Source organism: Mesorhizobium sp. PAMC28654, assembly GCF_020616515.1.
GTDB lineage: Bacteria > Pseudomonadota > Alphaproteobacteria > Rhizobiales > Rhizobiaceae > Mesorhizobium.
Genome location: NZ_CP085135.1, coordinates 458,335 through 482,349, shown reverse-complemented (window position 1 = coordinate 482,349; position 24,015 = coordinate 458,335). Strand labels below are relative to the sequence as shown.

Below are 24,015 nucleotides of genomic sequence, written 5' to 3'. Positions count from 1 at the left end.
GCTCACTCCGCCGGCTGCGGTTCGGGATTGGACGACCATTCACCCGGCGTTCTCGCGGCGGCGCGAACGATTGTCGGCGATGGGATCTCGGCATCGGTGCCCGCTTCCTCGGCGAGCGATGCCGCCCGAAACGCCCTGGCGTTGCCGCGCCAGGAATCCCACATGCCGACAATGCCCTTCGGCAGCAGCAGCGTGACGGCGACGAACAGGCCGCCCAGCGCAAACAGCCAGAATTCCGGCAGCACGCCGGTGAACCAGGATTTTCCGGCATTGACCAGTAGCGCGCCGATGATCGGTCCGACGATGGTGCCGCGCCCACCGACCGCGGCCCAAATGACGATCTCGATGGAATTGGACGGCGCGAACTCACCGGGATTGATGATGCCGACCTGCGGCACGTAGAGCGCGCCGGCAATGCCGGCCATCACAGCCGACACGGTAAAGGCGAACAGCTTGACGTTTTCCGCCCGCCAGCCAAGGAACCGCGTACGGCTTTCGGCGTCACGCACCGCCATCAGCAGCTTGCCATATTTGGAACTGACGATTGCCCAGGTGAGAAGGACGGCAAGCGCGAGCGCCACCGCGCTTGCCGCGAAAAGCGCCGAGCGCGTCTCGTCCGCCTGCACGTTGAAGCCGAGAATATCCTTGAAATCGGTCAGGCCGTTGTTGCCGCCGAAACCCATGTCATTGCGGAAGAAGGCAAGCAGCAGCGCATAGGTCATCGCCTGGGTAATGATCGACAGGTAGACGCCGGTTACGCGGCTGCGAAAGGCGAACCAGCCGAAGACGAAGGCGAGCAGGCCGGGCACGGCAAGCACCATTATCGCGGCGAACCAGAAATGGTCGAACCCAAACCAGAACCACGGCAGTTGTTTGTAGTTCAGGAACACCATGAAATCGGGCAGGATCGGATTGCCGTAGACACCGCGCGAGCCGATCTGGCGCATCAGATACATGCCCATCGCATAGCCGCCGAGCGCGAAGAAGGCGCCGTGGCCGAGCGAGAGGATGCCGCAATAGCCCCAGACGAGATCGAGTGCCAAGGCAAGCAGCGCATAGCAGAGATACTTGCCAGTCAGCGCCACGATGTAGGACGGCACGTAGAAGGCGCTCGTCGGCGACACGGCCAGATTGAGCAGCGGCACGATGATAGCGGCCGCCAGCAGGAGAAAGATCGTGATCGCGATGCGGCGGTCCGCGCCGAAGAAGCGGCCGGTGATCATGCTTCCACCGCCCTGCCCTTGAGCGCGAACATGCCGCGCGGGCGCTTCTGGATGAACAGGATGATTAGCACGAGCACGACGATCTTGCCGAGCACCGCGCCGGCGTAGGGTTCGAGGAACTTGTTGAGGATGCCAAGCGAGAAGGCGCCGACGAATGTGCCCCAGAGATTGCCGACGCCACCAAAAACCACGACCATGAAACTGTCGATGATGTAGCTCTGGCCGAGATTGGGCGAGACATTGTCAATCTGGCTGAGCGCGACACCGGCGATACCGGCGATGCCGGAGCCGAGTGCGAAGGTCAGCGCATCGACCCAGGGCGTCCTGATGCCCATCGATGCCGCCATGCGCCGGTTGGCGGTGACGGCGCGCATCTGCAGGCCCCAACGGGTGCGCTTCATCACGTAGAGCAGCACTCCGAACACCACGAGCGCGAACACCAGGATCCAAAGCCTGTTCCAGGTGATGGCGAGTTGCCCGACATCGAAGGAGCCAGACATCCACGATGGATTGCCGACCTCGCGATTGCTGGGGCCAAAGATGGTGCGCACCGCCTGCTGCAGGATCAGCGACACGCCCCATGTCGCCAGCAGCGTTTCGAGCGGCCGCCCGTAGAGGAAGCGGATGACTCCGCGCTCAATGGCAAGGCCAACCAATGCCGCGACAAGGAAGGCCAGTGGCAGCGCGATGACCAGCGACCAGTCGAACAGGCCGGGAAACGACGTGCGAATGACGTTCTGCACGACGAAAGTGGTGTAGGCGCCAAGCATGACCATCTCGCCATGCGCCATGTTGATGACGCCCATGACGCCGAAGGTGATAGCCAAGCCGATCGCGGCCAGCAGAAGCACTGATCCCAGCGAAACACCGAACCAGATGTTCTGGACCGCATCCCACAAAGCCAGTGTCGAGCCTATCCTGGCCATCGCGGCCGTCGCCGCATCCTTGACCGCACCCGTGGATTTCGCCTCGACAGAGGTAAGGAGCGACAACGCATCGCGATCGCCGCGCGCGCCGATCAAGGCGACGGCGGCGAGCTTGTCGGCTTCCGGCTTGTCCGACACCAGAATGGAAGCGGCGCGTGCCTGCTCGAGCAGGGCCTTCACGCTTGCCACGCCTTCACTGGCAATCGCTGTATCGAGAGCGGCGATGTTGCCTGCGTCGGGTGTCTTGAACATCGTATCGGCTGCGGAGAGCCGTACTGCTGGGTCCCTGGCGCCGAGCGTCAGCGTGCCCATCGCATCGCGGACGACGCGACGCAGCGTGTTGTTGACCTTGATCTTGGTGACATCGCCCTTGTCGGCTTCACCGGCCGCCTGGCCAGTCAGCGGATCGAGCAGCGAGACGTTTGGTCCATCGTCCTTGCCGACGAAGACCACGGAATCGGCCTTGCGGATATAGAGGTTTCCGTCCGCCAGCGCGGATAATGGGCGCTCAACGGCGGGATCGCCGGTAGCGGAAAGTTCGCGCACGAGGGCTTCGGTGGCGGAGAAATTCGATGCGGTTGCGAATTTGGCGATGATGGCGCGCAGTTCGGCTTCGCCGGCGTTGGACGGCAGCAGCGTCGTCAACAGCAACAGCAGTGTCAGGCCGAATGTGCGCAACAGGATCATCAGGTCAAAAGCCATCACCGTTGGAGAGTTGAAGTGTCCGGGCGGAGTGACCCACCCGGACACTTGCGGTCTTGGGTCATGGATTTGGCAACCCACGACCCGCTCAGACCCCCCGGGAGGATCAGTTGGTTCCCTTGCCGCCGCACTTGCCGGTGACGACATTGAAGTTGCCGCAGGACAGTGGCGCGCGCCAATCGGAGATCAGGTTCTTGGAATCGGGCAGGTAATCCGACCATTCCTTGCCGACCAGCAGCCCAGCCGTCTGCCACACGGTCTGGAACTGGCCGTCAGCCTGGATTTCACCGATGAACACCGGCTTGGTGATGTGGTGGTTCGGCATCATGGTCGCATAGCCACCGGTCAGGTTCGGCACGGAGACACCGACCATCGCGTCGATGACCTTGTCGGGATCCGTGGTGCCGGCCTTCTCGACCGCCTTCACCCACATGTTGAAGCCGATATAGTGGGCTTCCATCGGGTCGTTGGTGGTGCGCTTGTCGTTCTTGATGAACTTGTGCCAGTTCTCGATGAACTTCTTGTTTTCGGGCGTATCGATGCTCTCGAAATAATTCCAGGCGGCGAGATGACCGACCAGCGGCGCGGTGTCGAGGCCGGCAAGCTCTTCCTCACCGACCGAGAAGGCCATGACCGGGATATCCTCGGCCTTGATGCCCTGGTTACCGAGTTCCTTGTAGAATGGAACGTTGGCGTCGCCATTGACGGTCGACACGACGGCCGTCTTCTTGCCGGCCGAGCCGAACTTCTTGATCGCCGAAACCTCGGTCTGCCAGTCGGAGAAGCCGAACGGCGTGTAGTTGACCATGATGTCCTCGGCGGGAACGCCCTTGGCCTTCAGATAGGCCTCGAGGATCTTGTTGGTGGTGCGCGGATAGACGTAGTCGGTGCCTTCGAGCACCCAGCGCTTCACGGAGCCGCCATCGGCGCTCATCAGGTAATCGACAGCGGGAATGGCTTGCTGGTTGGGCGCCGCACCCGTGTAGAATACGTTACGCTCGCTCTCCTCGCCCTCATACTGGACGGGATAGAACAGGATGTTGTCGAGTTCGCTGAACACCGGCAGCACGGATTTGCGCGACACCGAGGTCCAGCAGCCGAACACCGCCGCGACCTTGTCCTTGGAGATCAGTTCGCGCGCCTTTTCGGCGAACAGCGGCCAGTTCGATGCGGGATCGACAACGACCGCTTCGAGCTTTTTGCCGAGCAGGCCGCCCTTTGCATTCTGCTCGTCGATGAGCATCAGCATGGCGTCCTTCAGCGTCGTTTCGGAAATCGCCATGGTTCCCGACAGGGAATGGAGGATACCGACCTTGATCGTGTCGTCAGCCGCCTTTGCCGGCACGGACATTAAAAGCCCTGCCGCGACCACGCTTGCCGAGAAGATTTTTGTTATTGCCGAAAAGCTGCCCCTCATATTCGTACACTCCCAAGCTGGTTGTTTGCACCGCAACAAACTATGCAACCACCATGCCAACCGACGGAGTGATTTCAAAATTTCAAGAATACACAAATGTTATCAGTATGTTATTTATATTAGCCAGATCATATGAAACGTGCGGGCCGGAATTTGATTGAGATAATTTTACGCAACGCACAATGGAATTGCCTAATTTTGGCCCTGATTGACAAGTTGCCTAAATTTTGACCCGCGCAGGTAGATGATGCCGGATCGCCGACATCAATCGTTGCGGCGCCACGAGGAAATAGGGCAAGCTCAGGCCTCAAGCGAGCGACGTCATGGCATCCAGCATTTCACGCATTCTCGGCATACTGTTTCTGATCGCGACGACCACCGGCGCACGAGCCGACTTCACGGAAGGCAAGCTGCCGGACGGCGTCTATCATTGCGAGGTCTATCTTCTGGGTATGTTCCTGAACCTCGGTGACATCACCATCAAGGGCAGCGTCTACAGCGGGCCGGTGACGTTCGGCCCTCCCCAGCAAGGCTACAACTACCAGATGGACGCAAACGGCGTGATCAACTGGCTGGGGCCACTCGGCGGCTACACGACTGGCGGCAACTCGCTATCGCTCACGCAGGCGACTCTGGACGGCACGAGCGCCCCATCCTTCGACATCATCATGAAGCAGCCCGACGGCGCCTTTACCGCTTCAACCTGCACGAAGCGCTGAGGCACAGGCAAAGGACAGCGCGGAAACCGTGGGGGTTCCGCGCCGACAGTCAGTGGGAGGTCTGCTTCAGATCGTCTTGGCCGACATCTGTTCGGCGATATAGTCGGCCTGGCGGATCGCAAGCGATACGATTGTCAGGGTCGGGTTTTCAGCAGCGCCCGTGGTGAACTGGCTGCCATCCGACACGAACAGATTCTTGATGTCGTGCGCCTGGCCATGCTTGTCGACGACGCCGTCTTCGGCTTTCTCGCTCATCCGGTTGGTGCCGAGATTGTGGGTCGATGGATAGGGCGGCGTCGGGAAGGTGCGCGTCGCGCCGACCGCCGCGTAAAGTGCCGAACCCTGCTTGTAAGCGTGGTTGCGCATCGCCGTATCGTTGGGATGATCATCGAAATGCACGTCGGCGATCGGCATGCCGTGTTCCTTCATGTCGGAATGCAGCGTGATGCGATTTTCCGCGCGCGGCATGTCCTCGCCGACGATCCACAGGCCGGCCATGTGATCGTAATGATCGAGTGCCGTGGTGAAGGATCGGCCCCAGGCGCCCGGATCGAGGAATGCCGCCATGAACGGCAGGCCGAGCGACAGTGTCTCGAACTCGTAGCCGCCGACGAAGCCGCGTGAGGGATCGTGGCGCGCCTCGTCGCGGATGATGCCGGCCATGGTCGTGCCGCGATACATGTGCACCGGCTTGTCGAAGATGGCGTAGACCGAGCCGGTGGTGTGGCGCATGTAGTTCTTGCCGACCTGCCCCGACGAGTTGGCAAGCCCATCGGGGAACTTGGCCGACGCCGAGTTGAGCAGCAGACGCGGGCTTTCGATGGAGTTTCCGGCGACCGCCACGATGCGCGCCTTCTGCTCCTGCAGCTTGCCGTCCTTGTCGGCGTAGACGACGCCGGTCACCTTGCCGCTGTCGTCATGATTGATCTTGATCGCCATGGCGTTCGGCCGGACCTCGAGATGGCCGGTGGCCTCGCCCTTGGGGATCTCGGTGTAGAGCGTCGACCATTTGGCGCCCCATTTGCAGCCCTGGAAGCAGAAGCCGGTCTGCTGGCAGGAATTGCGGTCGTCGCGTGGCTCGGAATTGATTGCCATCCGGCCGGTGTGGCATTCCTTGTAGCCGAGCTTGTCGGCGCCGGCCTTCATCACCTTGAAATTGTTGTTGCCGGGCAGACCAGGAATGTTATTGGTGCGGGTAACGCCCATCTTGTCCTCGGCCTTGGCATAGTAGGGCTCGAGATCCGCAAGCGTGATCGGCCAATCCAGAAGGTTTGCGCCCTCAACCTTGCCATAATTGGAAAGCGCCTTGAATTCATGCTCCTGGATGCGCAGCGACGCGCCTGCCCAATGCGTGGTCGAGCCGCCCACCGATTTGACGATCCAGGCGGGCAGATTGGGAAAATCCTTCGCCACCCGCCAGTCGCCGGAGGTGGTGCGCTTGTCCTTCCAGGCGAGTTGGGTGAACGAGTCCCATTCGTCATTGATGAAATCCTCGAACTCGTGGCGGGCGCCCGCCTCCAGGATGACGACGTCGATGCCCTTCTGGGCGAGTTCATTGCCAAGCGTGCCGCCGCCGGCGCCCGAGCCGATGATGACGATCACGCCATCGTTCTTGAGATCAAATGGTGCTGCCATGGTTTCCTCCCATGATGTCCTGTTTTTGCGCTGCCGAGACGACGGGGCTCAGAGCCACTCGATGTCGCTGAAACCGCGCGCGATATAGCCGCCCTTGGAATAGGACTCGCCCTCGTAGCCAAAGATCGGCCAAACCTCCTTCTGGTTGTAGAGGCTGACGACGAGGCCGCCGCGAATGGCCTGGAAGAACGGCGTCGCCTCGATCTGCCTCAACGCGGCGACACGCTGGTCCTCCCAGCCGAGGTTGCGATAGCCCCCGGCTCCGGATTTTGTATCGAGGTCGGCAATGCCGTTTTCGATCATGGTCTTGTAGGCGGCATCCTTGCCCGCTTGCTCATCGTGACCCTTGACGGCAATGGCGTAATATTTGTCGGGAACCTGATCGTGCGGGTAGATATCGCGCGCCATCTGGATCAGCGTCGCCATTGTTTCAGGCTTGAGTGCCGAGGTTTCGAGCCCCCACGCATGCTCCGTACTGATGACCGCATTGCCGGAAATGACGAGCAGCGCGCCGACACCACCGCGTTTCAGAAGTTCACGACGGGAAGGCCCAGGCTTCCTGTCATAGATCGTGACCATATTTTCCTCCCTGCTTGCTATGCGCACCCGAAGGTGCCGTTGCTGGCACCGCGCCCGCCGGCGCGGCTTCCGCGTCTCCTATTTGAACCTGCCGCGACGCTCCAAGACCTCGATCTTGTAGCCGTCCGGATCCTCGATGAAGAAAAAGCGGGCGATGAATGCGCCATCGCGGTTGAACTCGACGATCTTCTTCGGGTTGAAGCCGAGCGCGCCAAGCCGGTCATTTTCGCTGTCTAGATCGGCGACCGAAACGGCAAGGTGGCCGTAGCCGTCGCCAAGCGCATAAGGCTCTGTCCGGCCCTTGTTGATCGTCAGTTCGACCTCGAAATCGGATGCCGCATTGCTGAGATAGACAAGGGTAAAGCTCTCGAAATCCAGCCTTTCGGCCACATTGAGCCCGAATGCTTTTTGGTAGAAGCCTACGGAGCGGGTCTCGTCGAGAACCCGGATCATGCTGTGGATCGCCTTCGCCAAATCAGTCTCCGTTGCTGTATGCTTCGGAGCGATTATGGGCGGCACGGGCAAAAGGTGGTGGCAGCCGGTTACCACGCCCAAAACCGTGATCGGCCCTACGGGCCGATAGAGGACGAAAGTCCGATTGCCCCAAGGGCATTTTTACCCGAAGATGGCGACGGGGACAGGATGTGTGACGCCAACGGCGCGCGCGACCTTTCCACCCAAGACCAACAATCGATGACGGGAGGTTTTCGGATGTGCAGGGTGTTTGCGGGCCAAGACCCCGAAGGCTATCGACAGATCAACCGGTCGATCCGCATCGACGGGCATTCAACAAGCATACAGCTGGAGGGGACATTCTGGGCGCTCCTCGACGAAATCGCCGAAAACCAGAACCTGACGACACCGAAATTCATCTCGAAACTCTATGACGAGGCCATCGAGATCAACGGCGCTATCCCGAATTTCGCATCCATGCTGCGCACCACCTGCGCGCTCTATCTGCGCGGCCACCGGCCGGACATGGACGAGATGGCGCCGAAGCGGGAAGCCGCCTGATCGGCGGCTCTATGATTCGAGAACGTCCTTGACGATCGTTGCCAGTTGCTTGAGCGAAAACGGCTTCGGCAGGAAGCCGAAATGTGCGTCGGCAGGCAGGTTCCTGGCGAAGGCGTCTTCCGCATAGCCGGACACGAAGACGAACTTGATGTCCGGCTGCCGCTTGCGCAATTCCCCGAGCAGGGTCGGTCCGTCCATTTCCGGCATCACCACGTCGGACACGACGATGTCGACCTTGCCGCCAAGAGCTTCGAACACTTCCAGAGCTTCCACGCCCGACGACGCCTCGTGCACGGTGTAGCCGCGTGATGTCAGCGCACGCATGCCTCCCATGCGCACGGCATCCTCGTCCTCGACCAGCAGCACGGTGGCCGAGCCTGACAGATCCTTGGCCGCATCCGGGATCTTGGCCGGTGCCGCCGGCACTTCACCAGGCTCGCCGGCTTTCTTCACATCCGCGATGTGGCGCGGCAGGAAGATGCGGAACGTCGATCCCTTGCCGACCTCGGAATCGCAGAAGATGAAGCCGCCGGTCTGCTTGATGATGCCGTAGACCATGGAAAGGCCGAGACCCGTGCCCTTGCCGACCTCCTTGGTGGTGAAGAAGGGCTCGAAAATCTTCTTGAGCACATCGGGCGCAATACCGCTGCCGCTATCCTCGACCTCGACCACGACATAGTCGGCCGGCGTGAGTTCGCGGTAGGAGAAGGCCTTGCACTCCCCGGCGGTTACATTGCGGGTGCGTACGGTGAGATCGCCGCCAGCCGGCATCGCGTCGCGGGCGTTGACGGCCAGATTGACCACCACTTGCTCGAACTGGCCGATATCGACCTTGACCGGCCACAGATCGCGGCCATGGTCGACTTTCAGCTTGATGTCATTGCCAACCAGCCGGGCCAGCAGCATCCGGAGATCGGCCAGCACGTCGGTCAGGTTGAGCACTTCCGGCCGCAGCGTCTGTTTGCGCGAGAAGGCCAGCAACTGCCGCACCAGCGAGGCCGCGCGGTTGGCGTTCTGCTTGATGTTCATGATGTCCGGGAAGGACGGGTCGGAGGGCCGGTGGTTGGTCAACAACAGGTCCGACGCCATGATGATGGCGGTCAGCACGTTGTTGAAGTCGTGCGCGATACCGCCGGCAAGCTGGCCAACCGCTTGCATCTTCTGGCTTTGCGCCATTTGGCCTTCGAGCGCCTTCTGCTCGGTGGTCTCGACCGCATAGACGATTGCCGATTCCTCGGCGCCCTCGCCGCCTGTGCCGTCAGCGACCGCGTTGACGTAGAAACGGATATGCCGCTCGTCATTGCCGGGCAGTAGAGTGTCGATCGGCTCGATGTCAGCCTGCCGCTGCCGTGCCTTTTCGAAAGCCGCGGCAAAAGCCGGCCGGTCGCGCTCATGGATCACCGTGTCGAGCCGTACGCGGCGATCGACCGCGTCCCGATCGACCACCGAGGAAAACAGTGACAGGAACGGCGCATTGGTGCGCAGGATGCGGCCATTGTGGTCGACGCCGGCAATTGCCATCGGCGTCGAATTGAAGAAGCGCGTGAAACGCACTTCCGAGGCGCGAAGGTCAGCCGATGCGTCCTCGCCTTGCGTGCGATTGAGCACGATCGTCCGCGTCGGGCCGTTCAGCCCCTCGCGGCTCGCCGAAACGCGATGCATGAAGCGCACCGGCAGCGCCTCGCCGGTCATCGTCGTCAGATCGAGATCGATGACCGCATTGCGTGTCGTGCCGGGGTCGGCCTTGACGGAACGGACCAGCGCCATGCCGTCGCCGGCAACGATCTCCGAAAGCGATACCGCGCCTGGCGTGAAGCTGGCGAGGTCAATGCCCAGCCATTCCGCCAGCGTGGCGTTGATGTAGGTGACCCGACCGTCCTGGTCGGCGGAAAAGAAGCCGGCTGGCGCATGGTCGAGATGATCGATGGCCTGTTGCAGGTCGAGAAAGAAGCGCTCCTGCTCGGCCCGTTCCTGCGAGATGTCGGCAAGCTGCCAAGCCAGCATCGGCAGCCGCTGCCCCGGAACGCTGAAAGCGCGGGCTTGAGCCCGATACCAGCGAGCGCCTGGCTCGGCGCCCGGCCGAATGGATTGCGCCAACCGAAACTCGCCGTCGCCCGGCTGACCGTCACGCAGGCCGGACGCCAGCCTGTATATAGTGACAGAGGCCTCCGGAACATCCGAGAGCAACCCCTCGACCGTCTTCAGATCCGTTGCGGATGATGCTCCCGTCATGTCGGCATAGGCACGATTGGCGTAGATCACTCGGCCTTTGGTGTCGGTTACGAGAAGGCCTTGCGACATCGAATCCACAAACGCCTTCGACAGTTCGTCACTCGTCGAGCGCGGGGTGATCTGTACGAAGCCGATCGCGGTGGCGAACAGGAAACCAACGCCTATCATCGCCAGGACGCCAAGCATGCCAAGCAGGAAGGGATCGCCCAGGCGATCGCGGAAGAGGCCGAAAACAATCGCGGCGCCGGTAAGGACGACGATGAAGACGATGAGCCGGGTGACCGCTCCCGGTCGCGTATTCTGGTCGACGATAGGTACCGGATAGAAATCGCCGCGCGCTTCCTTGGCCATATGCCCCCTGCTCGTGAATTCCGGTGTTCCGACACCTGCCCCTAACGGGTTGAATCATATTCTCCTAATCCGGAAAAGGCCCCGGTCGCAAATGTCCGATAAAAATGATGTTGAACGGCCATCAATGTTTCAAGCTGTTCACGACACGTGAAAGGCAACTTGCGGTGGCCCGCCGCAACGGTCTAGTGTCGCGTCACTTCAAAGACCGCTCAGGGGGAACCAATGCTACAATGGCTCGATGGCGTGGCGGGTCCCGGCTATGCTGCGGCACTCCTGTGGACGTTTGCCGCGCTTGTCCTGCTGGTCATCGTTCTCGTGATCATCAAGCTGGTCCGCAACCTGACCTTCGGGACCTTTGTCGCCGGCGGCAGGAACCGCAAGACGCGGCTGGCCGTCATGGATGCCACCGCTGTCGACAGCCATCGCCGGCTGGTGCTGGTGCGCCGCGACGATATCGAGCACTTGTTGCTGATTGGCGGCCCGACCGATGTCGTCGTCGAACGCGACATCCGGCTGTCCGCGCCGCGCCGCCCGGCGCTGACCGGAGATGGTGGCCATCAGCCGGTTCCTCCGGCGCCAAGGCCGCGCGCGCCGCAACCTGCCCCAGCACCCGTCCCGGTCCCGGCCCCGGTCAGGCAGGCGCCGGCTCCACAGCCGGTGAACGTGGCCCCTGCTCCTCCGCCAGCACCAGCGCGCCCTCGCCCGGCGATGCCGGCACCAACTCCAGCACCCGCACCGATGCCGAAACCGGCAGTGCAAAACTACCAGCCGGCCAATGTGACCCCGCTGCCCGCCTACGGGGCGGGGAATGCCAATGCCAGCCGGCAGGTGCCGCCCGCGAGGCAGGATTCCATCGACGAAACATTGATGAAGGAACTCGAAGTCTCGCTTGAACAGCCCAGGCCGGGCGTCCCGATGGGGAAAACCGCGCCAAAAGCGCCGCCCTCACTCGATGACGAGATGACGAAGTTGCTCGGCGAACTCTCCAGCCAAAAGCGGAGCTAGAAAGCCCGTCAGGATCAGGCACGAGTGACGACGGTGCGGTTCAAACGAGCCGTCCGTTTCGCCTACCGATAGCCGATGATCAACCGTCCAGTCTAATTCCGCAAATCAGATAGTAGCATTCGATGTAGCGAGCGCCTTCAGGAGTATCGCGTTCCAGAATCTTGTCGCTATCCCTGTAACGTTGCAGGAGGCGCGAGCATTGCGCCACTTTGACAGCTTTCGTGTTCGGAAACAAAGTAGCGACCATGGCATTTGGCGACGCCAAAGCCATGGCGGCAACGATAAGACAGCTGAGACTGGCGGCCAGGAAAATATATACGCGCATCACTATAATCGAATACGCTCAGGCGGTCGTCATGACAACGACGGACCCACATCGTATTAACACGCAGCGCCCTTTGACTGGTGCGCGGCCCAAACGCTGGCTTCATGGATACAAAAATGGCCGGAGAACCGGCCACTTCAAAACCAATATCGCCACGCAGATTCGCTGCGGACCCTGACTTAGTCGTCGCGATAGACTTTTTCGCGGCGCTCGTGGCGTTCCTGCGCTTCGATCGACAAGGTCGCAATCGGGCGCGCGTCGAGGCGCTTCAGGGCTATGGGCTCGCCGGTTTCCTCGCAATAACCGTAGGTGCCCTCGTCGATGCGTTGCAGGGCGGAATCGATCTTTGAAATGAGTTTTCGCTGGCGATCGCGAGCGCGAAGCTCGATGGCACGGTCGGTTTCCGAGGATGCACGGTCGGCGAGATCGGGATGGTTGGCGTTTTCCTGCTGCAGGATTTCGAGGGTTTCGCGCGCTTCGCGCAATATGTCGTTCTTCCAGGTAACGAGTTTCAGGCGAAAGTAGGATTTCTGCCGTTCGTTCATGAACGGCTCATCTTCGGAGGGTACGTAATCGGCGGTAACGATGTCGTTCATTCGACTCACCCAAACAGCCCCAAATTTTGCGCTTATATATTCGCCGTCAGACGCCTGCACAAGCGCAATCGGCCACGGTCTCACGCAATTGTTAGTGCCGGCAAACGAGGCATTGGCATACCCTTTTACAGTGTCGACAACAGCAAATTCGCTGGTGATTCCCTAAGCATGAAGGACAGTGGCCATTGTGCGCCACGGCTTTCTGGTGGCTAATCCTGCATCGTCTTTAGCGGGCTTCGCCGCTTAACACCAACGGGGGTTCGGTGAGCAGACTTTATCTGTTGAGACATGCCAAGGCCGGATGGGCGCTTCCCGGCGTCCGCGATTTCGACCGTCCGCTGGACGCATCGGGCCATGCCGACGCCGAAAAGATGGGCACCGCGATGCGTGCCCGCTCCTACGTCCCGGACCTGACCCTATGCTCCAATGCAAGGCGGGCGCGTGAAACCCTGGAAGGCTTGGCAGGGCAGACGGACACTGGCCGGGTGCTGTTCCTGGACACACTCTACAGCGACGACGCTGCCGGTTATCTGGCGATCATCCGAGGCAATGGCGGGCCAGGCTCCCTGCTCGTTATCGGCCACAACCCGATGATGGAGGATCTCGCCATGGCGGTCGCGGACAGCGGCGACGAGGCGGCCCTGGCCACGCTGAACCAGGGTTTCCCGACTTCCGGTCTCGCGGTCATCGGCTTCCCCGGCAATCTTGCCGATGCGGCTCGGGGCACGGGTCATCTCGACGCCTTCCTGACGCCCGCTGATCCCTGACGCCATTTCAAAGCCGGACTCCATTGCCTATATCGGAGCTACCAACGGGTCACGGCCCAAGCCCGAGAGAGCAGATTTTGGCATCATCGCTGACCACCTTCACCGACGAGGCGAGAATTGCGCTCGACACGCTGTCGGGCCGCGCGACGGGGATGTTCTCTCCGTCGTTGCGGCTTGGCGTGACCGGGCTGTCGCGCGCCGGCAAGACAGTGTTCATTTCAGCCCTCGTGCACAATCTGATCCATGGCGGACGCCTGCCGCTGTTCGAGGCGCAGAAGTCGGGGCGCATCGCACGCGCCTTTCTTGAGGAGCAACCGGACGACGCCGTGCCGCGCTTTCAATACGAGGATCACATCGCCGCATTGGTGAATGACCGCGTCTGGCCGGATTCGACGCGCGCCATTTCGGAGCTCAGACTCACCATCGAGTATGAATCGGCGTCCGGCTGGAGCCGTATGTTTTCGGCCGGCAAGCTGTCGGTCGACATCGTAGACTACCCCGGCGAGTGGCTGCTCGATCTTCCGCTGTTGGGAAAATCCTACGCCGATTTCTCGCGTGAAGCCTTCGAGATGGCTGAGTTGCCGGTGCGCGCCGACCTGTCGCGGGAATGGCGAGCCCTGTCGGACGAGGTCAGCGCGAATATGGATTCCGACGAGATGACAGCACGGCGCCTGGCGGAAAGTTTCGCGGCCTATCTCAAAGCATGCAAGCTCGACGAGCGGGCTCTCTCGACCTTGCCACCCGGTCGCTTCCTCATGCCGGGCGATCTCGAAGGTTCGCCGGCGCTGACTTTCGCGCCACTGCGGGATCTCGGTGAAAAGCGGGCTCGTCCCGGGTCGCTGCACGCCATGATGGAGCGGCGCTACGAGGCCTACAAGACCCATGTCGTAAAACCGTTTTTCCGTGAACATGTTACGCGGCTCGACCGCCAGATCGTCCTGATCGACGCCATGCAAGCGCTGAATGCCGGCCCGGGCGCCATGGCCGACCTGGAGCGGGCCGTCACCGAAATCCTCTCCTGTTTCCGCCCCGGCCGCGGCAGCTTCCTGACCGACCTGTTCTCTCGGCGCATCGACCGCATATTGATCGCAGCCACCAAGGCCGATCATTTGCACCATGAAAGCCACGACCGTCTGCAGGCGATCGTGCGGCGGCTTGCCGATCGCGCTGTGGCGCGGGCGAATTTCACCGGCGCGGATGTCGACGTCGTCGCCATGGCGGCGGTGCGCGCGACGCGGGAAGGCACGGTGAAACAGGGCGGCGAAACGCTGCCGGTCATCATCGGCACGCCCCTGAAGGGCGAAAGGATCAATGGCGAGACATTCGACGGCAACACCGAAACAGCTATATTTCCCGGTGACTTGCCGGAGAAGATTGATGCCGTGTTCGAGGCCTCCGAACCCGATCATCGCCAGAACGATGACAACCCGGCCATCCGCTTCGTCCGCTTCCGCCCACCCAAACTCGAACGCACGGCGGAGGGCGTGACATTGTCACTGCCGCATATCAGGCTCGACCGTGCGCTACAGTTCCTGATCGGAGATCATCTGGCATGAGCCTGCCCCGTAAGCCGGCGGCATTCCGCATCGAACCGGAAGCCGCGCCGAAGCATGAAGCACAGAAAGCACGCCGCGCCCACGCCGAGCAGCCCATGCGAAAGCCACGAGCCGTCAGTGCCGACGTCGCCATTGTCGTGCCAGCGGAAATCGATGTCTTTGACGAACCCGATATCGTCGCCGCCGAGCCGCCGCCGTCGGTCGCACCCAGAAAGCGTTCGCTGCTCGGCAGCATCTTCTTCGGCGCTTTCGGCGTTCTGGTCTCGCTGGCTGTAGGCCTGTGGACCGACCAGCTGATTCGCGACCTGTTCGAGCGCGCCGCATGGCTGGGCTGGCTGGCCGCGGGGATGGCCGCCATCGCCTTGCTGGCGCTTGTGGTGATCCTGATCCGCGAGTTCCTGGCGATCGCTCGCCTCGCCGAGGTCGAAAAGCTGCAGAAACGGGCGCTCGACGCCATTGCTCGCGACGATCCGAAGGCGGCCAGGGCTGTCGTTGACGAGCTGTCGGCTTTTGTCGCAGCGAAACCAGAGACCGCCGCCGGCAGGCGTGCGCTGGCGGAGCTGCGCGGCGAAATCATCGACGGCGGCAATCTGGTACGGCTGGCCGAAGCCGAGATTCTCGGCCCTCTCGACGCCCGCGCCAAGGTGATGATCCTCGAAGCGGCAAAGCGCGTTTCGCTGGTGACGGCGCTCAGCCCGCGCGCCCTGGTCGACGTGGCCTATGTCGTGTTCGAGGCGGGCCGGTTGATCCGGCGTCTTTCGGAACTCTATGGCGGGCGGCCGGGAACGCTGGGCTTTTTCCGCCTGGCGCGCAGCGTCCTTGCCCATCTGGCGGTCACCGGGTCGATTGCCGTCGGCGACAGCTTCGTTCAGCAGATTGTTGGCCATGGCCTGGCCGCGCGGCTCTCCGCGAAGCTTGGCGAAGGCGTCGTCAACGGCATGATGACCGCGCGCATCGGCATCGCGGCGATGGAAACGGCGAGACCCCTGCCCTTCAGCGCCGCGAGACGGCCGGGCCTGGGCGATTTCCTTTCAGCACTGACATCGTTCGCGGCCAAGAAAGACAGCGAAACCGCCACTTCCGGCAAGTGAAACGCATCGCTGGCCATACACTCGGGACAGCAAGATGATCGTCCGGCAGTGACGAAGCATTAACCAATCTTGTTCATGGTCGGATGAGTTCCAAACAGTCTCTTTGTTGCCGGGTGTCGTCGATGAAAAGCGTAATATTGTCCAGCGTTTTGCCCATGGCGATCGCTGCTGCCACGACAGTCAGCCTGGCCGAAAAGGCTTTCTCGGCGGAGCCTGACAAGCAGTTCTTCCAGACGGCGGAAGGCAAATGGGTCGGCCCCGGAGAAATCATCGCCGGCAAGTACAAGGGCACGAAATTCACTTGCACCTTCACCGGCACGACGCCGGTCACCAAGCTTGGCATGACACTCGACGGCGGTTGCCGCGTCGGCGTATTCACTCAGGCCATGTCGGCAACGATCGAACACAAGGGCCGCGAGGGCTACAAAGGCAGCTTCATGGGCGGCGCTGCTGGTTCCGGCCTCGACATTATCGGCGGCAACGTTGTCGACGCCCACAAGGTCGTCTTCACCATCAACCGCAATCAGTTGCGCGGCGTCATGCAGGCCCGCATTCCCGACGACAATTCGATGACCGTGACAATCGCGGTGCGCGTCGACGAGCAATTGGTGCCGGTCATTGGCATGAGCCTGAAGCGGGTCGACGCGGTCGAAGTCGGCTCCATCACGCCGAACTGAGCGATAGCGGACCGAAATTACAAAAACGGCGGCCACCGGCCGCCGCTTTCACATCATCAGTGATTCCAGCTCAGCCTTTGACCGCCGTGATCATGTCGTCATAGGCCTTGCAGGCATCTGCGGCCGTGGTGGCGCCCTGGTACTTGGTGGTCACCGCCTGAACCTTGGCCGTGAGATCTGCCGCCTTGGACGGATCCTTGGTAATAGCAGCCTGCAGCGCCGCGGTCAGATCCTGCCCCTTCTTGGTCAGCATTTCAGTGGTGCACTCCGGTGCCTTCGAACAGGCAGAACCGGCAAGTGCCGCAACACCAACGGCAACAAGCAAAAATTTCTTCATGTCAGTCATCTCCTCAAAAAGGCCGCGACTTGATCGTCGTCCGCCCTTCAATGGCCTAAGCCGAGCGTCCATACCCCCCGATCGCGGCAACAAGCAACGCAACCCCGGCGTAAACTTGTGTAACGCGTCTGCAATATTGCCGGGTTCTGATTTCGCTCTGTTCGATTTCCGCCGAAGCCCCTATCCTCGCCACCTTGTACGGCTGCATGCGCGGCTATCCTCAAACGAACGGAATGACCGGCATGGCGGCAGAGGCAGCGGGCAGCGATCTCGTCCAGGTGGTGGCGCTGCTGGCTGCCGGCGTTGTCTCGGTACCCATTTTCAAACGGTTGGGGCTCGGTTCGATTCTTGGCTATCTGGCCGCCGGAGTGGTCATCGGCCCCTTCGGCATCGGCATTTTTTCTGAATCGCAGGCCATTCTTCATGTCGCCGAGCTCGGCGTCGTCATGTTCCTGTTCATCATCGGGCTGGAAATGCAGCCATCAAGGCTCTGGGGCCTGCGCCGCGAGATTTTTGGCCTCGGTGCGCTGCAGGTCGGCATGTGCGCGCTGTTGCTGACCGGCGTCGGCCTGGCGGGCGGTTTCTCGATCTCGCAGTCCTTCGTCGCCGGCGCCGGCTTCGTTCTGACGTCGACGGCTATCGTCATGCAGATTCTTGAAGAGCGCGGTGAAATGGCTTCACCCAAAGGCCAGCGCGTCGTGTCCATTCTGCTGCTGGAGGATCTGGCAATCGTGCCGCTGCTGGCCCTGATCGCCTTCCTGGCGCCGGGCGGCGCCGATACAAGCCTGACCGAGCGGTTGACTGAAGTCGGCATCGGCCTGGGCGCGATCGTCGGGCTGGTGGTGGCCGGGCGCTACCTGCTCAATCCGTTCTTCCGCATTCTGGCGGATGCGCGCGCCCGCGAGGTGATGACGGCCGCGGCGCTTCTGGTCGTGCTCGGCTCCGCGCTCGTCATGCAGCTCAGCGGCCTGTCGATGGCAATGGGCGCGTTCCTGGCCGGTGTACTGCTGTCCGAATCAACATTCCGCCATCAGTTGGAGGCTGACATCGAGCCGTTCCGCGGCATCCTGCTTGGACTGTTTTTCCTTGCGGTCGGCATGTCCCTCGATCTGCATGTCGTGGTCGACAACTGGCGGCTCATCGCCATCTATGTCGTCGCCTACATGGTGATGAAGGCAATCGCCATTTATGCCGTCGCCCGCCTGCTGAAAGCAGGCCACAAGGAAGCACTCGAGCGTGCGGTCTTCATGGCGCAAGGCGGTGAGTTCGCCTTCGTTCTCTATTCCGCCGCCGCCACTGTTGGCATCATCGACAGCCAGGCCAACGCGACCCTGACGGCCATAGTCATCATCTCCATGGTGCTGACGCCGCTGGCAATCGTGGCATTGCGATATCTGACACCCCGTGACGAGCAATCGCTGGAGGGGGTCGACGTCGCCAAAGGCCTTACCGGCAGTGTCCTGGTCATCGGCTTCGGCCGCTTTGGCCAGATCGCCAGCCAACCGCTGCTTCTGCGCGGCATCGATGTGTCGATCATCGACAATGACGTCGAAATGATCCAGGCGGCCGCCGATTTCGGCTTCAAAGTCTATTATGGCGACGGCACGCGGCTGGACATTCTCCACGCGGCCGGCGCCGGCCGCGCGCGCGCCGTGTTGATCTGCGTGGACAAGGCCGATGTCGCGGTGCGCATCGCCGAACTCATCAAGGCGGAGTTCCCGCTGCTGACCGTTCTGGCGCGTGCTTTCGACCGCGGAACCGCGTTGCAGCTGATTCGCGCAGGCGTCGACTTCCAGCTGCGAGAAACATTCGAATCGGCGCTTGTGTTCGGCGGGTCTACCCTGGAGGCGTTGGGCGTCGATCCGGAAGAAGTGGCCGATGTGATCGAAGACGTTCGGCGGCGCGATGCCGCCCGCTTCGAACTCCAGCTAGCCGAGGGCATCCGAGCCGGACAGCGCTTCCTGAAAGGCAATATCGGGACGCCTATCCCGACACCGCTTGCCCAACCACGGCGCCCCGGTCAGGCGCTCAATGAAGAGACCGCGAGCGTGCTGCACAAATCCACGCCCACGAATGATACGAGGACCTGATCGTGAAACTGGACGCCAACGCCCTGTCGGTCACCAAATTCTGGCGTGACGCCGGAACGGACGCATGGTTCGAGAAAAACGATGCCTTCGATGCGGACTTTCGCGACCAGTTCCTTGAACTTCACTACGCCGCCGCGCGGCGCGAATGTGATGACTGGTCAGATCATGCGGAAGGGTCTCTCGCGCTGATGATCCTGCTGGACCAATTTCCGAGGAACTGCTTTCGCGGCACGGGCCATATGTTTGCCACCGATCCCCTGGCGCGGCATTTTGCTGGAAAGGCAATCGCCGCCGGCCACGACATGGTGCTCGATGCGGAAATCCGCATCTTCGTCTATTTGCCCTTTGAGCATTCGGAGCTTTTCACGGACCAGCTTGAATCGATGAGGCTGATGGCCGCCAGCGCCGAGGGCTATCTCAAATATGCGATAGAGCACCGCGACATCATCCAGCGGTTCGGCCGTTTTCCACATCGAAACAGGATGCTCGGCCGGGAAACGACGCCGGAGGAACAGGCATTTCTCGATGAAGGCGGATTCTCCGGCTGAGCGCTCGGGCGCGGCGGCAAGTACCGGTCAGGCCTGCCACCAGTCGCGGCCGGTAGGCAGCCGCTCTATGCCGGCGGCATCAACGGCATTGAGCCGTTCCGCCACGCTTCTGCCGCCAACGGCAAGGCCGGGCGCGATCTCGGCCAGCGGCGCCAGGACAAAGGCGCGCTCCAGCATGCGTGGATGCGGCACTTCCAGCCCGGTCTCGTGGATGATGCGCTCGCCATACACCAGAATGTCGATGTCGATCAGCCGCGGCCCCCAGCGCTCCTCGCGCACCCGCTTCAGCTTGCGCTCAGCGTCGAGACAAAGCTCCAGCAGTGCGCGCGGTGCCAGCGTGGTGGAAATCTCGACCGCGGCATTCAGAAAATCAGGTTGGTCGAGCTTGCCCCAAGGCGGTGTGCGATAGAGCGAGGAAACCGCGACAACATGCGTGCTGTCGTCGGCATCGAGGATGCGCAATGCAGCCCCCATCGATTGCGCCGGGTCGCCCAGGTTGCCGCCCAGGCTCAGATAGACAGTGTTATTCTGGCCAGGCAACGGTCACCTCGACATGATCGAGCACACCGGGCACCGGCGCGTTCGGCTTGCGTACCGTGATTTCGGCCTTCTTGATCTGGGGAAACCGGTCCGTCAAAGCCTTTGCCACTTCGAGCGCCAGGGCCTCGATGAGAAAGCGCCGATGTCCGGTGACGATCTTCTCGATCACCGTGAAGGCAATGCCGTAGTTGACGGTCTCTTCGATGGAATCATCGACGAGCGCCCGACCCGGCTCGACCGTAAGCGCGGCATCGACATAGAAGCGCTGGCCGAGCCTTTCCTCCTCGTCCAGCACGCCATGGCGGGCAAAGAAGGCGCAGTTCTTCATGCGGATGACGTACATTACTCAGTTCCTGCCCGATTGGTCTCGCGCGCCAGCATAGCATCCGCCACGGCCAGTGCGTCCACGTTGATTGCGACATCGTGGACACGAAACAGATGCGCCCCTTTCAGTCTCAGAATAACGCTTGTCGCGGCTGTTCCGGCTCCCCTGTCCATCGGGTCGCGGCCGGTGACAGTGCCTATGAAGCGTTTTCGCGATGTTCCGGCCATCAGCGGAAAGCCCAGCGCATGCAATTCGGAAAATCTCGCCATCAGGTCGAGATTTTCCTCCACGGTCTCCTTGGCGAAACCAAAGCCCGCGTCGAGCATGATCTGGTCGTCGGCGACGCCGCTGGTGGCGGCGATTTCCAGTGATCTTCTCAGGAACAGCAACTGGTCGTCGATAACATCGGGCAGCTTCTGGCGCCCCCGCCCCGTATGCATGATGATCAGCCCGGCGCCGGTGCCGGCAGCGACGCCGGCGATGCCTGGCTCGCGTTGAAGTCCCCACACATCATTGACGATATGCGCGCCGGCCGCGACGGCAAGCCGGGCGGTCTCCTGCCGGTAAGTGTCGACCGAAATGAGCATTTCGCCGGAGTGGGCCAACGCCTTGATGATCGGCAGGATGCGGTCCTGCTCCTGGCTGGCGGAAACCGGCTGGGCGCCGGGCCTGGTCGATTCGCCGCCGATGTCGACGATCAAGGCCCCTTCCGCCGCCATGCGGCGCGCCTGGACCATCGCCTGTTCCGGGACATCGAACAGGCCGCCATCGGAAAAACTGTCGGGCGTGACATTAAGGATGCCGACAACCACGGCCTTGTCACCAAGATCGAGATGGCGTCCATGCGCCAACCGCCATCGCCTCGTCATCATTGCCAATCAACCATGTTTGATCCACCGGGGATCAATTCCGTTGCGCCGGCAACGGCCGTAAAGCAAGGTGACCGAAGAGGCAACATGATGAAACGATCCCTGCTTTGCGCGCTTGTGCTCGGTCTTGCCGCCACCCCGGCGGCCGCCGCGACGCTTGTAAAGACCTACAGCTACTTTGCCATACGTGGCAGCACGCTGGACGAGATCCAGAAACAGCTTTCGGAGCATGGGCCCGAGGTGAAGACCAGCGGCGGGTCACGGCATCCAGGCGCCACGCAGATGTCGTTCACCACCCGTACCAGCTACGCGGAAAGATCCGACTCTTGCCGGATTGTCGACGCCAACGTGACCGTCAAGGTCAAGGTGATCCTTCCGCGGTGGCGTCAGCCACGCAAGGCCGATCCGGATGTGAAGCTGTTCTGGGACACATTGTCCGCCGACATCAAGCGCCATGAGGAACGCCATGTCGAGATCGCCAAGAATCACGCCCGCGAACTCGAGGACGCGCTGAAGGCCACCTACCCCCAGAAGAACTGCCAGATCGCCAGGGAGAAAGCGGCGGAAATCACGGCCGCCATACTGGCCAAGCATGACCGGGCCCAGGTGCAGTTCGACCGCGTCGAAAGCGTCAATTTCGAAAGCCGCATCGTGCGGCTGATGCATTATCGCCTCGAACGCATCCAGAATGGCCAGCTGCCAGGTTAGCTTGGGCCAGTTGGTAACGATTTGGGCACTGGCGGCGCCGTTGCCTCGACACCTCACGGGCCGTCTGCTATTTCCGCGCCGCTGTTGAAGGAAACGCGTGCCGGTCGGTAGTCCGGCGATCCCGCAGCGCGGGATCCGAAGCCCCGTCGTCCCAACGAGGTCCACAGCTGAATTCCAAGGCTCCGACATGCGTCGCCCTCATTGGCGCGGCGAGAGCATGAACTGGCCTTGGACAAGATGCCCGGCAACGGGCAGCTGGAGTGAATTGATGGATCAGGTCGTCAACAAGGAAACACCTCCTCTAACGGAGAGTGAGAAGAACGCCATCATCGGTGGCGTGCTCCTGTCGATGCTGCTGGCGGCGCTCGACCAGACCATCGTTGCGCCGGCCATGCCGACCATCGGGCGCTCGCTCGGCCATGCCGAATACCTGCCGTGGATCGTCACCGGCTACCTCTTGACGGCGACCGCCGTGGCGCCGCTCTACGGCAAGATTTCCGACGTCTATGGGCGCCGGCCGACCGTCTATGCGGCGATCCTCATCTTCCTTGCCGGATCGCTGGTCAGCGCGATGGCTTCCAACATGTTCGTGCTCGTCCTGGGACGCGCGATCCAGGGTGCCGGCGGCGGAGGACTGTTCGCCTTGACGCAGACCGTGGTCGGCGACCTCGTTCCGCCGCGCGAACGAGCGCGTTACGCGGCGTGGTTCTCCGGTACATGGGCCGTCGCCAGCGTTGCCGGGCCGCTGCTCGGCGGCACCTTTGCCGAGCATCTTCACTGGTCGCTCATCTTCTGGATCAACATTCCGCTCGGCTTCGTTGCGATGGCGATCATCAACAAGCCGCTCAAAAAGCTGCCGATCGCCGCCAAGAACCACAGCATCGATGGCCTCGGCGCGCTGCTTCTGATCGTCGCCACGGCGCTGCTGTTGCTCGCACTGAACTGGGGCGGCAGCGCCTATCCCTGGATATCGCCGGAAGTCATTGGCGTCCTCGCCTGCTCCGCACTGTTCTGGGGCGCCTTCGCCCTGCGGCTGATGCGGGCCGCCGAACCGCTCATCTCGCTTGAGGTGCTGGGCAATCCGATCGTCCTGGCCGGCACGTTGTCGATGTTCCTGCTCCAGGCCTCCAGCGTTGGCCTGGCCGTCTATCTGCCCGTCTACCTGCAATCGATACTTGGCCTGACGGCCAGCGAATCGGGCATTGCGATGCTCGGACTTCTGCTTGGAACCGTCGGCGGCGCGGCCTCCAGTGGCCGCCTGATACCGCGCTTCACCCACTACAAGCGTATTGCAATGGTCGGCGTCATCTTCGCCATCCTGTGCCTTGCCCTGCTGGCCTTTGTCGCCGGGCATGCATCGCTGCTTGTCGTCGAAATCCTGACGGTGTGTATCGGATTGGGAACCGGGACGACATTTCCTGTCACCACCGTATCCGTGCAGAATGCCGTCGACCGCGTCCATCTTGGCGTCGCCACCGGCGTGCTGACCTTCTTGCGTTCGCTGGGCAGTGCGCTTGGGGTGGCTATGCTGGGCGCCGTCGCCTTGGGCTTTGGGCTGCCGCTTGCTGGCGAAGGCGTGCAAGTGGCCGGCCATGTCGCATCGGCTCTGCCGTTCGAGATGATCTTTCTTGTCGCCGCCGCCACTTTGGTGCTGGGGCTTATCACGCTGACGCTGATGCCCGAAAAAGAGCTTCGCGGCCATATCGACAATCCAGCGCCTATACTGGCGGAGTAAGAAGCAATTCCAGGAAAAGTATGAAGCGGTTTTCCGTCCGGAATTGCA

At 61.8% G+C, this 24,015-nt stretch carries 23 protein-coding genes; 11 read left to right on the top strand and 12 right to left on the bottom strand.

Annotated features, from left to right (window positions below; translation table 11 throughout):
- Nucleotides 1-2 precede the first annotated feature (2 nt).
- The 3 genes from urtC to urtA form a co-directional block, all read right to left on the bottom strand.
- Nucleotides 3-1,223, bottom strand: a complete 1,221-nt coding sequence (gene urtC, locus LGH82_RS02270; RefSeq protein ID WP_227347120.1) for an urea ABC transporter permease subunit UrtC — start codon at nt 1,221-1,223, stop codon at nt 3-5.
- Nucleotides 1,220-2,836: an urea ABC transporter permease subunit UrtB gene (gene urtB / locus LGH82_RS02265; RefSeq protein WP_227349456.1), complete on the bottom strand. Its 1,617-nt coding sequence runs from the start codon at nt 2,834-2,836 to the stop codon at nt 1,220-1,222. The genes urtC and urtB overlap by 4 nt, the downstream gene beginning before the upstream one ends.
- 121 nt (nt 2,837-2,957) lie before the next feature.
- A complete protein-coding gene (gene urtA / locus LGH82_RS02260) occupies nt 2,958-4,268 on the bottom strand; it encodes an urea ABC transporter substrate-binding protein (protein WP_227347119.1) in 1,311 nt (436 codons plus the stop codon).
- Nucleotides 4,269-4,591: 323 nt separating this feature from the next.
- On the opposite strand from urtA, the gene LGH82_RS02255 reads away from it, so the two are divergent.
- A complete protein-coding gene (locus LGH82_RS02255) occupies nt 4,592-4,987 on the top strand; it encodes a hypothetical protein (protein ID WP_227347118.1) in 396 nt (131 codons plus the stop codon).
- Between the two features lie 66 nt (nt 4,988-5,053).
- Here the strand turns inward: LGH82_RS02255 and LGH82_RS02250 are convergent, their stop codons facing one another.
- The 3 genes from LGH82_RS02250 to LGH82_RS02240 form a co-directional block, all read right to left on the bottom strand.
- Entirely contained in the window at nt 5,054-6,622 is a 1,569-nt protein-coding gene (locus LGH82_RS02250; protein ID WP_227347117.1) for a GMC family oxidoreductase, read from the bottom strand.
- Nucleotides 6,623-6,670: 48 nt separating this feature from the next.
- Nucleotides 6,671-7,201 carry a gluconate 2-dehydrogenase subunit 3 family protein gene (locus LGH82_RS02245; protein ID WP_227347116.1) on the bottom strand — a complete coding sequence of 177 codons (531 nt, stop codon included), beginning with the start codon at nt 7,199-7,201 and terminating at the stop codon, nt 6,671-6,673.
- 78 nt (nt 7,202-7,279) lie between these two features.
- Nucleotides 7,280-7,675 (bottom strand): VOC family protein, encoded by a 396-nt coding sequence (locus LGH82_RS02240; RefSeq protein WP_227347115.1) that lies wholly within the window; start codon nt 7,673-7,675, stop codon nt 7,280-7,282.
- Nucleotides 7,676-7,912: 237 nt separating this feature from the next.
- Between LGH82_RS02240 and LGH82_RS02235 the strand changes: the two genes are divergently transcribed.
- Nucleotides 7,913-8,215, top strand: coding sequence for a ribbon-helix-helix domain-containing protein (locus LGH82_RS02235; RefSeq protein WP_227349455.1), 303 nt, complete (start codon nt 7,913-7,915; stop codon nt 8,213-8,215).
- 9 nt (nt 8,216-8,224) lie between these two features.
- On the opposite strand, the gene cckA is transcribed toward LGH82_RS02235, so the two are convergent.
- Nucleotides 8,225-10,798, bottom strand: a complete 2,574-nt coding sequence (gene cckA, locus LGH82_RS02230; protein WP_227347114.1) for a cell cycle histidine kinase CckA — start codon at nt 10,796-10,798, stop codon at nt 8,225-8,227.
- A gap of 222 nt (nt 10,799-11,020) precedes the next feature.
- Between cckA and LGH82_RS02225 the strand changes: the two genes are divergently transcribed.
- Entirely contained in the window at nt 11,021-11,803 is a 783-nt protein-coding gene (locus tag LGH82_RS02225; RefSeq protein ID WP_227347113.1) for a flagellar biosynthetic protein FliO, read from the top strand.
- Nucleotides 11,804-12,307: 504 nt separating this feature from the next.
- Here LGH82_RS02225 and dksA read toward each other — a convergent pair.
- Complete coding sequence (gene dksA / locus LGH82_RS02220; protein ID WP_006202025.1) at nt 12,308-12,724, bottom strand: RNA polymerase-binding protein DksA; 417 nt, start codon at nt 12,722-12,724, stop codon at nt 12,308-12,310.
- A 263-nt stretch (nt 12,725-12,987) separates the two neighbouring features.
- On the opposite strand from dksA, the gene LGH82_RS02215 reads away from it, so the two are divergent.
- The 4 genes from LGH82_RS02215 (at nt 12,988) to LGH82_RS02200 (ending at nt 16,815) form a co-directional block, all read left to right on the top strand.
- On the top strand, nt 12,988-13,491 hold the full coding sequence (locus LGH82_RS02215; protein ID WP_227347112.1) for a SixA phosphatase family protein: 504 nt from the start codon (nt 12,988-12,990) through the stop codon (nt 13,489-13,491).
- 77 nt (nt 13,492-13,568) lie between these two features.
- On the top strand, nt 13,569-15,047 hold the full coding sequence (locus tag LGH82_RS02210) for a YcjX family protein (RefSeq protein WP_227347111.1): 1,479 nt from the start codon (nt 13,569-13,571) through the stop codon (nt 15,045-15,047).
- Nucleotides 15,044-16,138 carry a YcjF family protein gene (locus LGH82_RS02205; RefSeq protein ID WP_227347110.1) on the top strand — a complete coding sequence of 365 codons (1,095 nt, stop codon included), beginning with the start codon at nt 15,044-15,046 and terminating at the stop codon, nt 16,136-16,138. The genes LGH82_RS02210 and LGH82_RS02205 overlap by 4 nt, the downstream gene beginning before the upstream one ends.
- Before the next feature lie 122 nt (nt 16,139-16,260).
- Entirely contained in the window at nt 16,261-16,815 is a 555-nt protein-coding gene (locus LGH82_RS02200; protein ID WP_227347109.1) for a hypothetical protein, read from the top strand.
- A 70-nt stretch (nt 16,816-16,885) separates the two neighbouring features.
- On the opposite strand, the gene LGH82_RS02195 is transcribed toward LGH82_RS02200, so the two are convergent.
- Nucleotides 16,886-17,152, bottom strand: a complete 267-nt coding sequence (locus tag LGH82_RS02195) for a hypothetical protein (RefSeq protein WP_227347108.1) — start codon at nt 17,150-17,152, stop codon at nt 16,886-16,888.
- A 242-nt stretch (nt 17,153-17,394) separates the two neighbouring features.
- On the opposite strand from LGH82_RS02195, the gene LGH82_RS02190 reads away from it, so the two are divergent.
- Nucleotides 17,395-19,242, top strand: a complete 1,848-nt coding sequence (locus LGH82_RS02190) for a monovalent cation:proton antiporter-2 (CPA2) family protein (RefSeq protein ID WP_227347107.1) — start codon at nt 17,395-17,397, stop codon at nt 19,240-19,242.
- Nucleotides 19,243-19,244: 2 nt separating this feature from the next.
- Nucleotides 19,245-19,790, top strand: a complete 546-nt coding sequence (locus LGH82_RS02185; protein ID WP_227347106.1) for a DUF924 family protein — start codon at nt 19,245-19,247, stop codon at nt 19,788-19,790.
- 27 nt (nt 19,791-19,817) lie between these two features.
- Here LGH82_RS02185 and folK read toward each other — a convergent pair whose 3' ends face one another.
- Genes folK through folP form a run of 3 tightly spaced genes read right to left on the bottom strand, consistent with a single transcriptional unit; the run spans nt 19,818 to nt 21,527 of the window.
- Complete coding sequence (gene folK / locus LGH82_RS02180) at nt 19,818-20,330, bottom strand: 2-amino-4-hydroxy-6-hydroxymethyldihydropteridine diphosphokinase (RefSeq protein ID WP_227347105.1); 513 nt, start codon at nt 20,328-20,330, stop codon at nt 19,818-19,820.
- Nucleotides 20,314-20,673 carry a dihydroneopterin aldolase gene (gene folB / locus LGH82_RS02175; protein ID WP_227347104.1) on the bottom strand — a complete coding sequence of 120 codons (360 nt, stop codon included), beginning with the start codon at nt 20,671-20,673 and terminating at the stop codon, nt 20,314-20,316. The genes folK and folB overlap by 17 nt, the downstream gene beginning before the upstream one ends.
- Nucleotides 20,673-21,527, bottom strand: coding sequence for a dihydropteroate synthase (folP, locus tag LGH82_RS02170; protein ID WP_227347103.1), 855 nt, complete (start codon nt 21,525-21,527; stop codon nt 20,673-20,675). The genes folB and folP overlap by 1 nt, the downstream gene beginning before the upstream one ends.
- A gap of 84 nt (nt 21,528-21,611) precedes the next feature.
- Here folP and LGH82_RS02165 point away from each other — a divergent pair, with 84 nt between their 5' ends.
- Both LGH82_RS02165 and LGH82_RS02160 read left to right on the top strand, forming a co-directional pair.
- Nucleotides 21,612-22,232, top strand: a complete 621-nt coding sequence (locus LGH82_RS02165) for a DUF922 domain-containing Zn-dependent protease (RefSeq protein WP_227347102.1) — start codon at nt 21,612-21,614, stop codon at nt 22,230-22,232.
- A gap of 268 nt (nt 22,233-22,500) precedes the next feature.
- A complete protein-coding gene (locus LGH82_RS02160; RefSeq protein WP_227347101.1) occupies nt 22,501-23,967 on the top strand; it encodes an MDR family MFS transporter in 1,467 nt (488 codons plus the stop codon).
- Nucleotides 23,968-24,015: the final 48 nt, after the last annotated feature.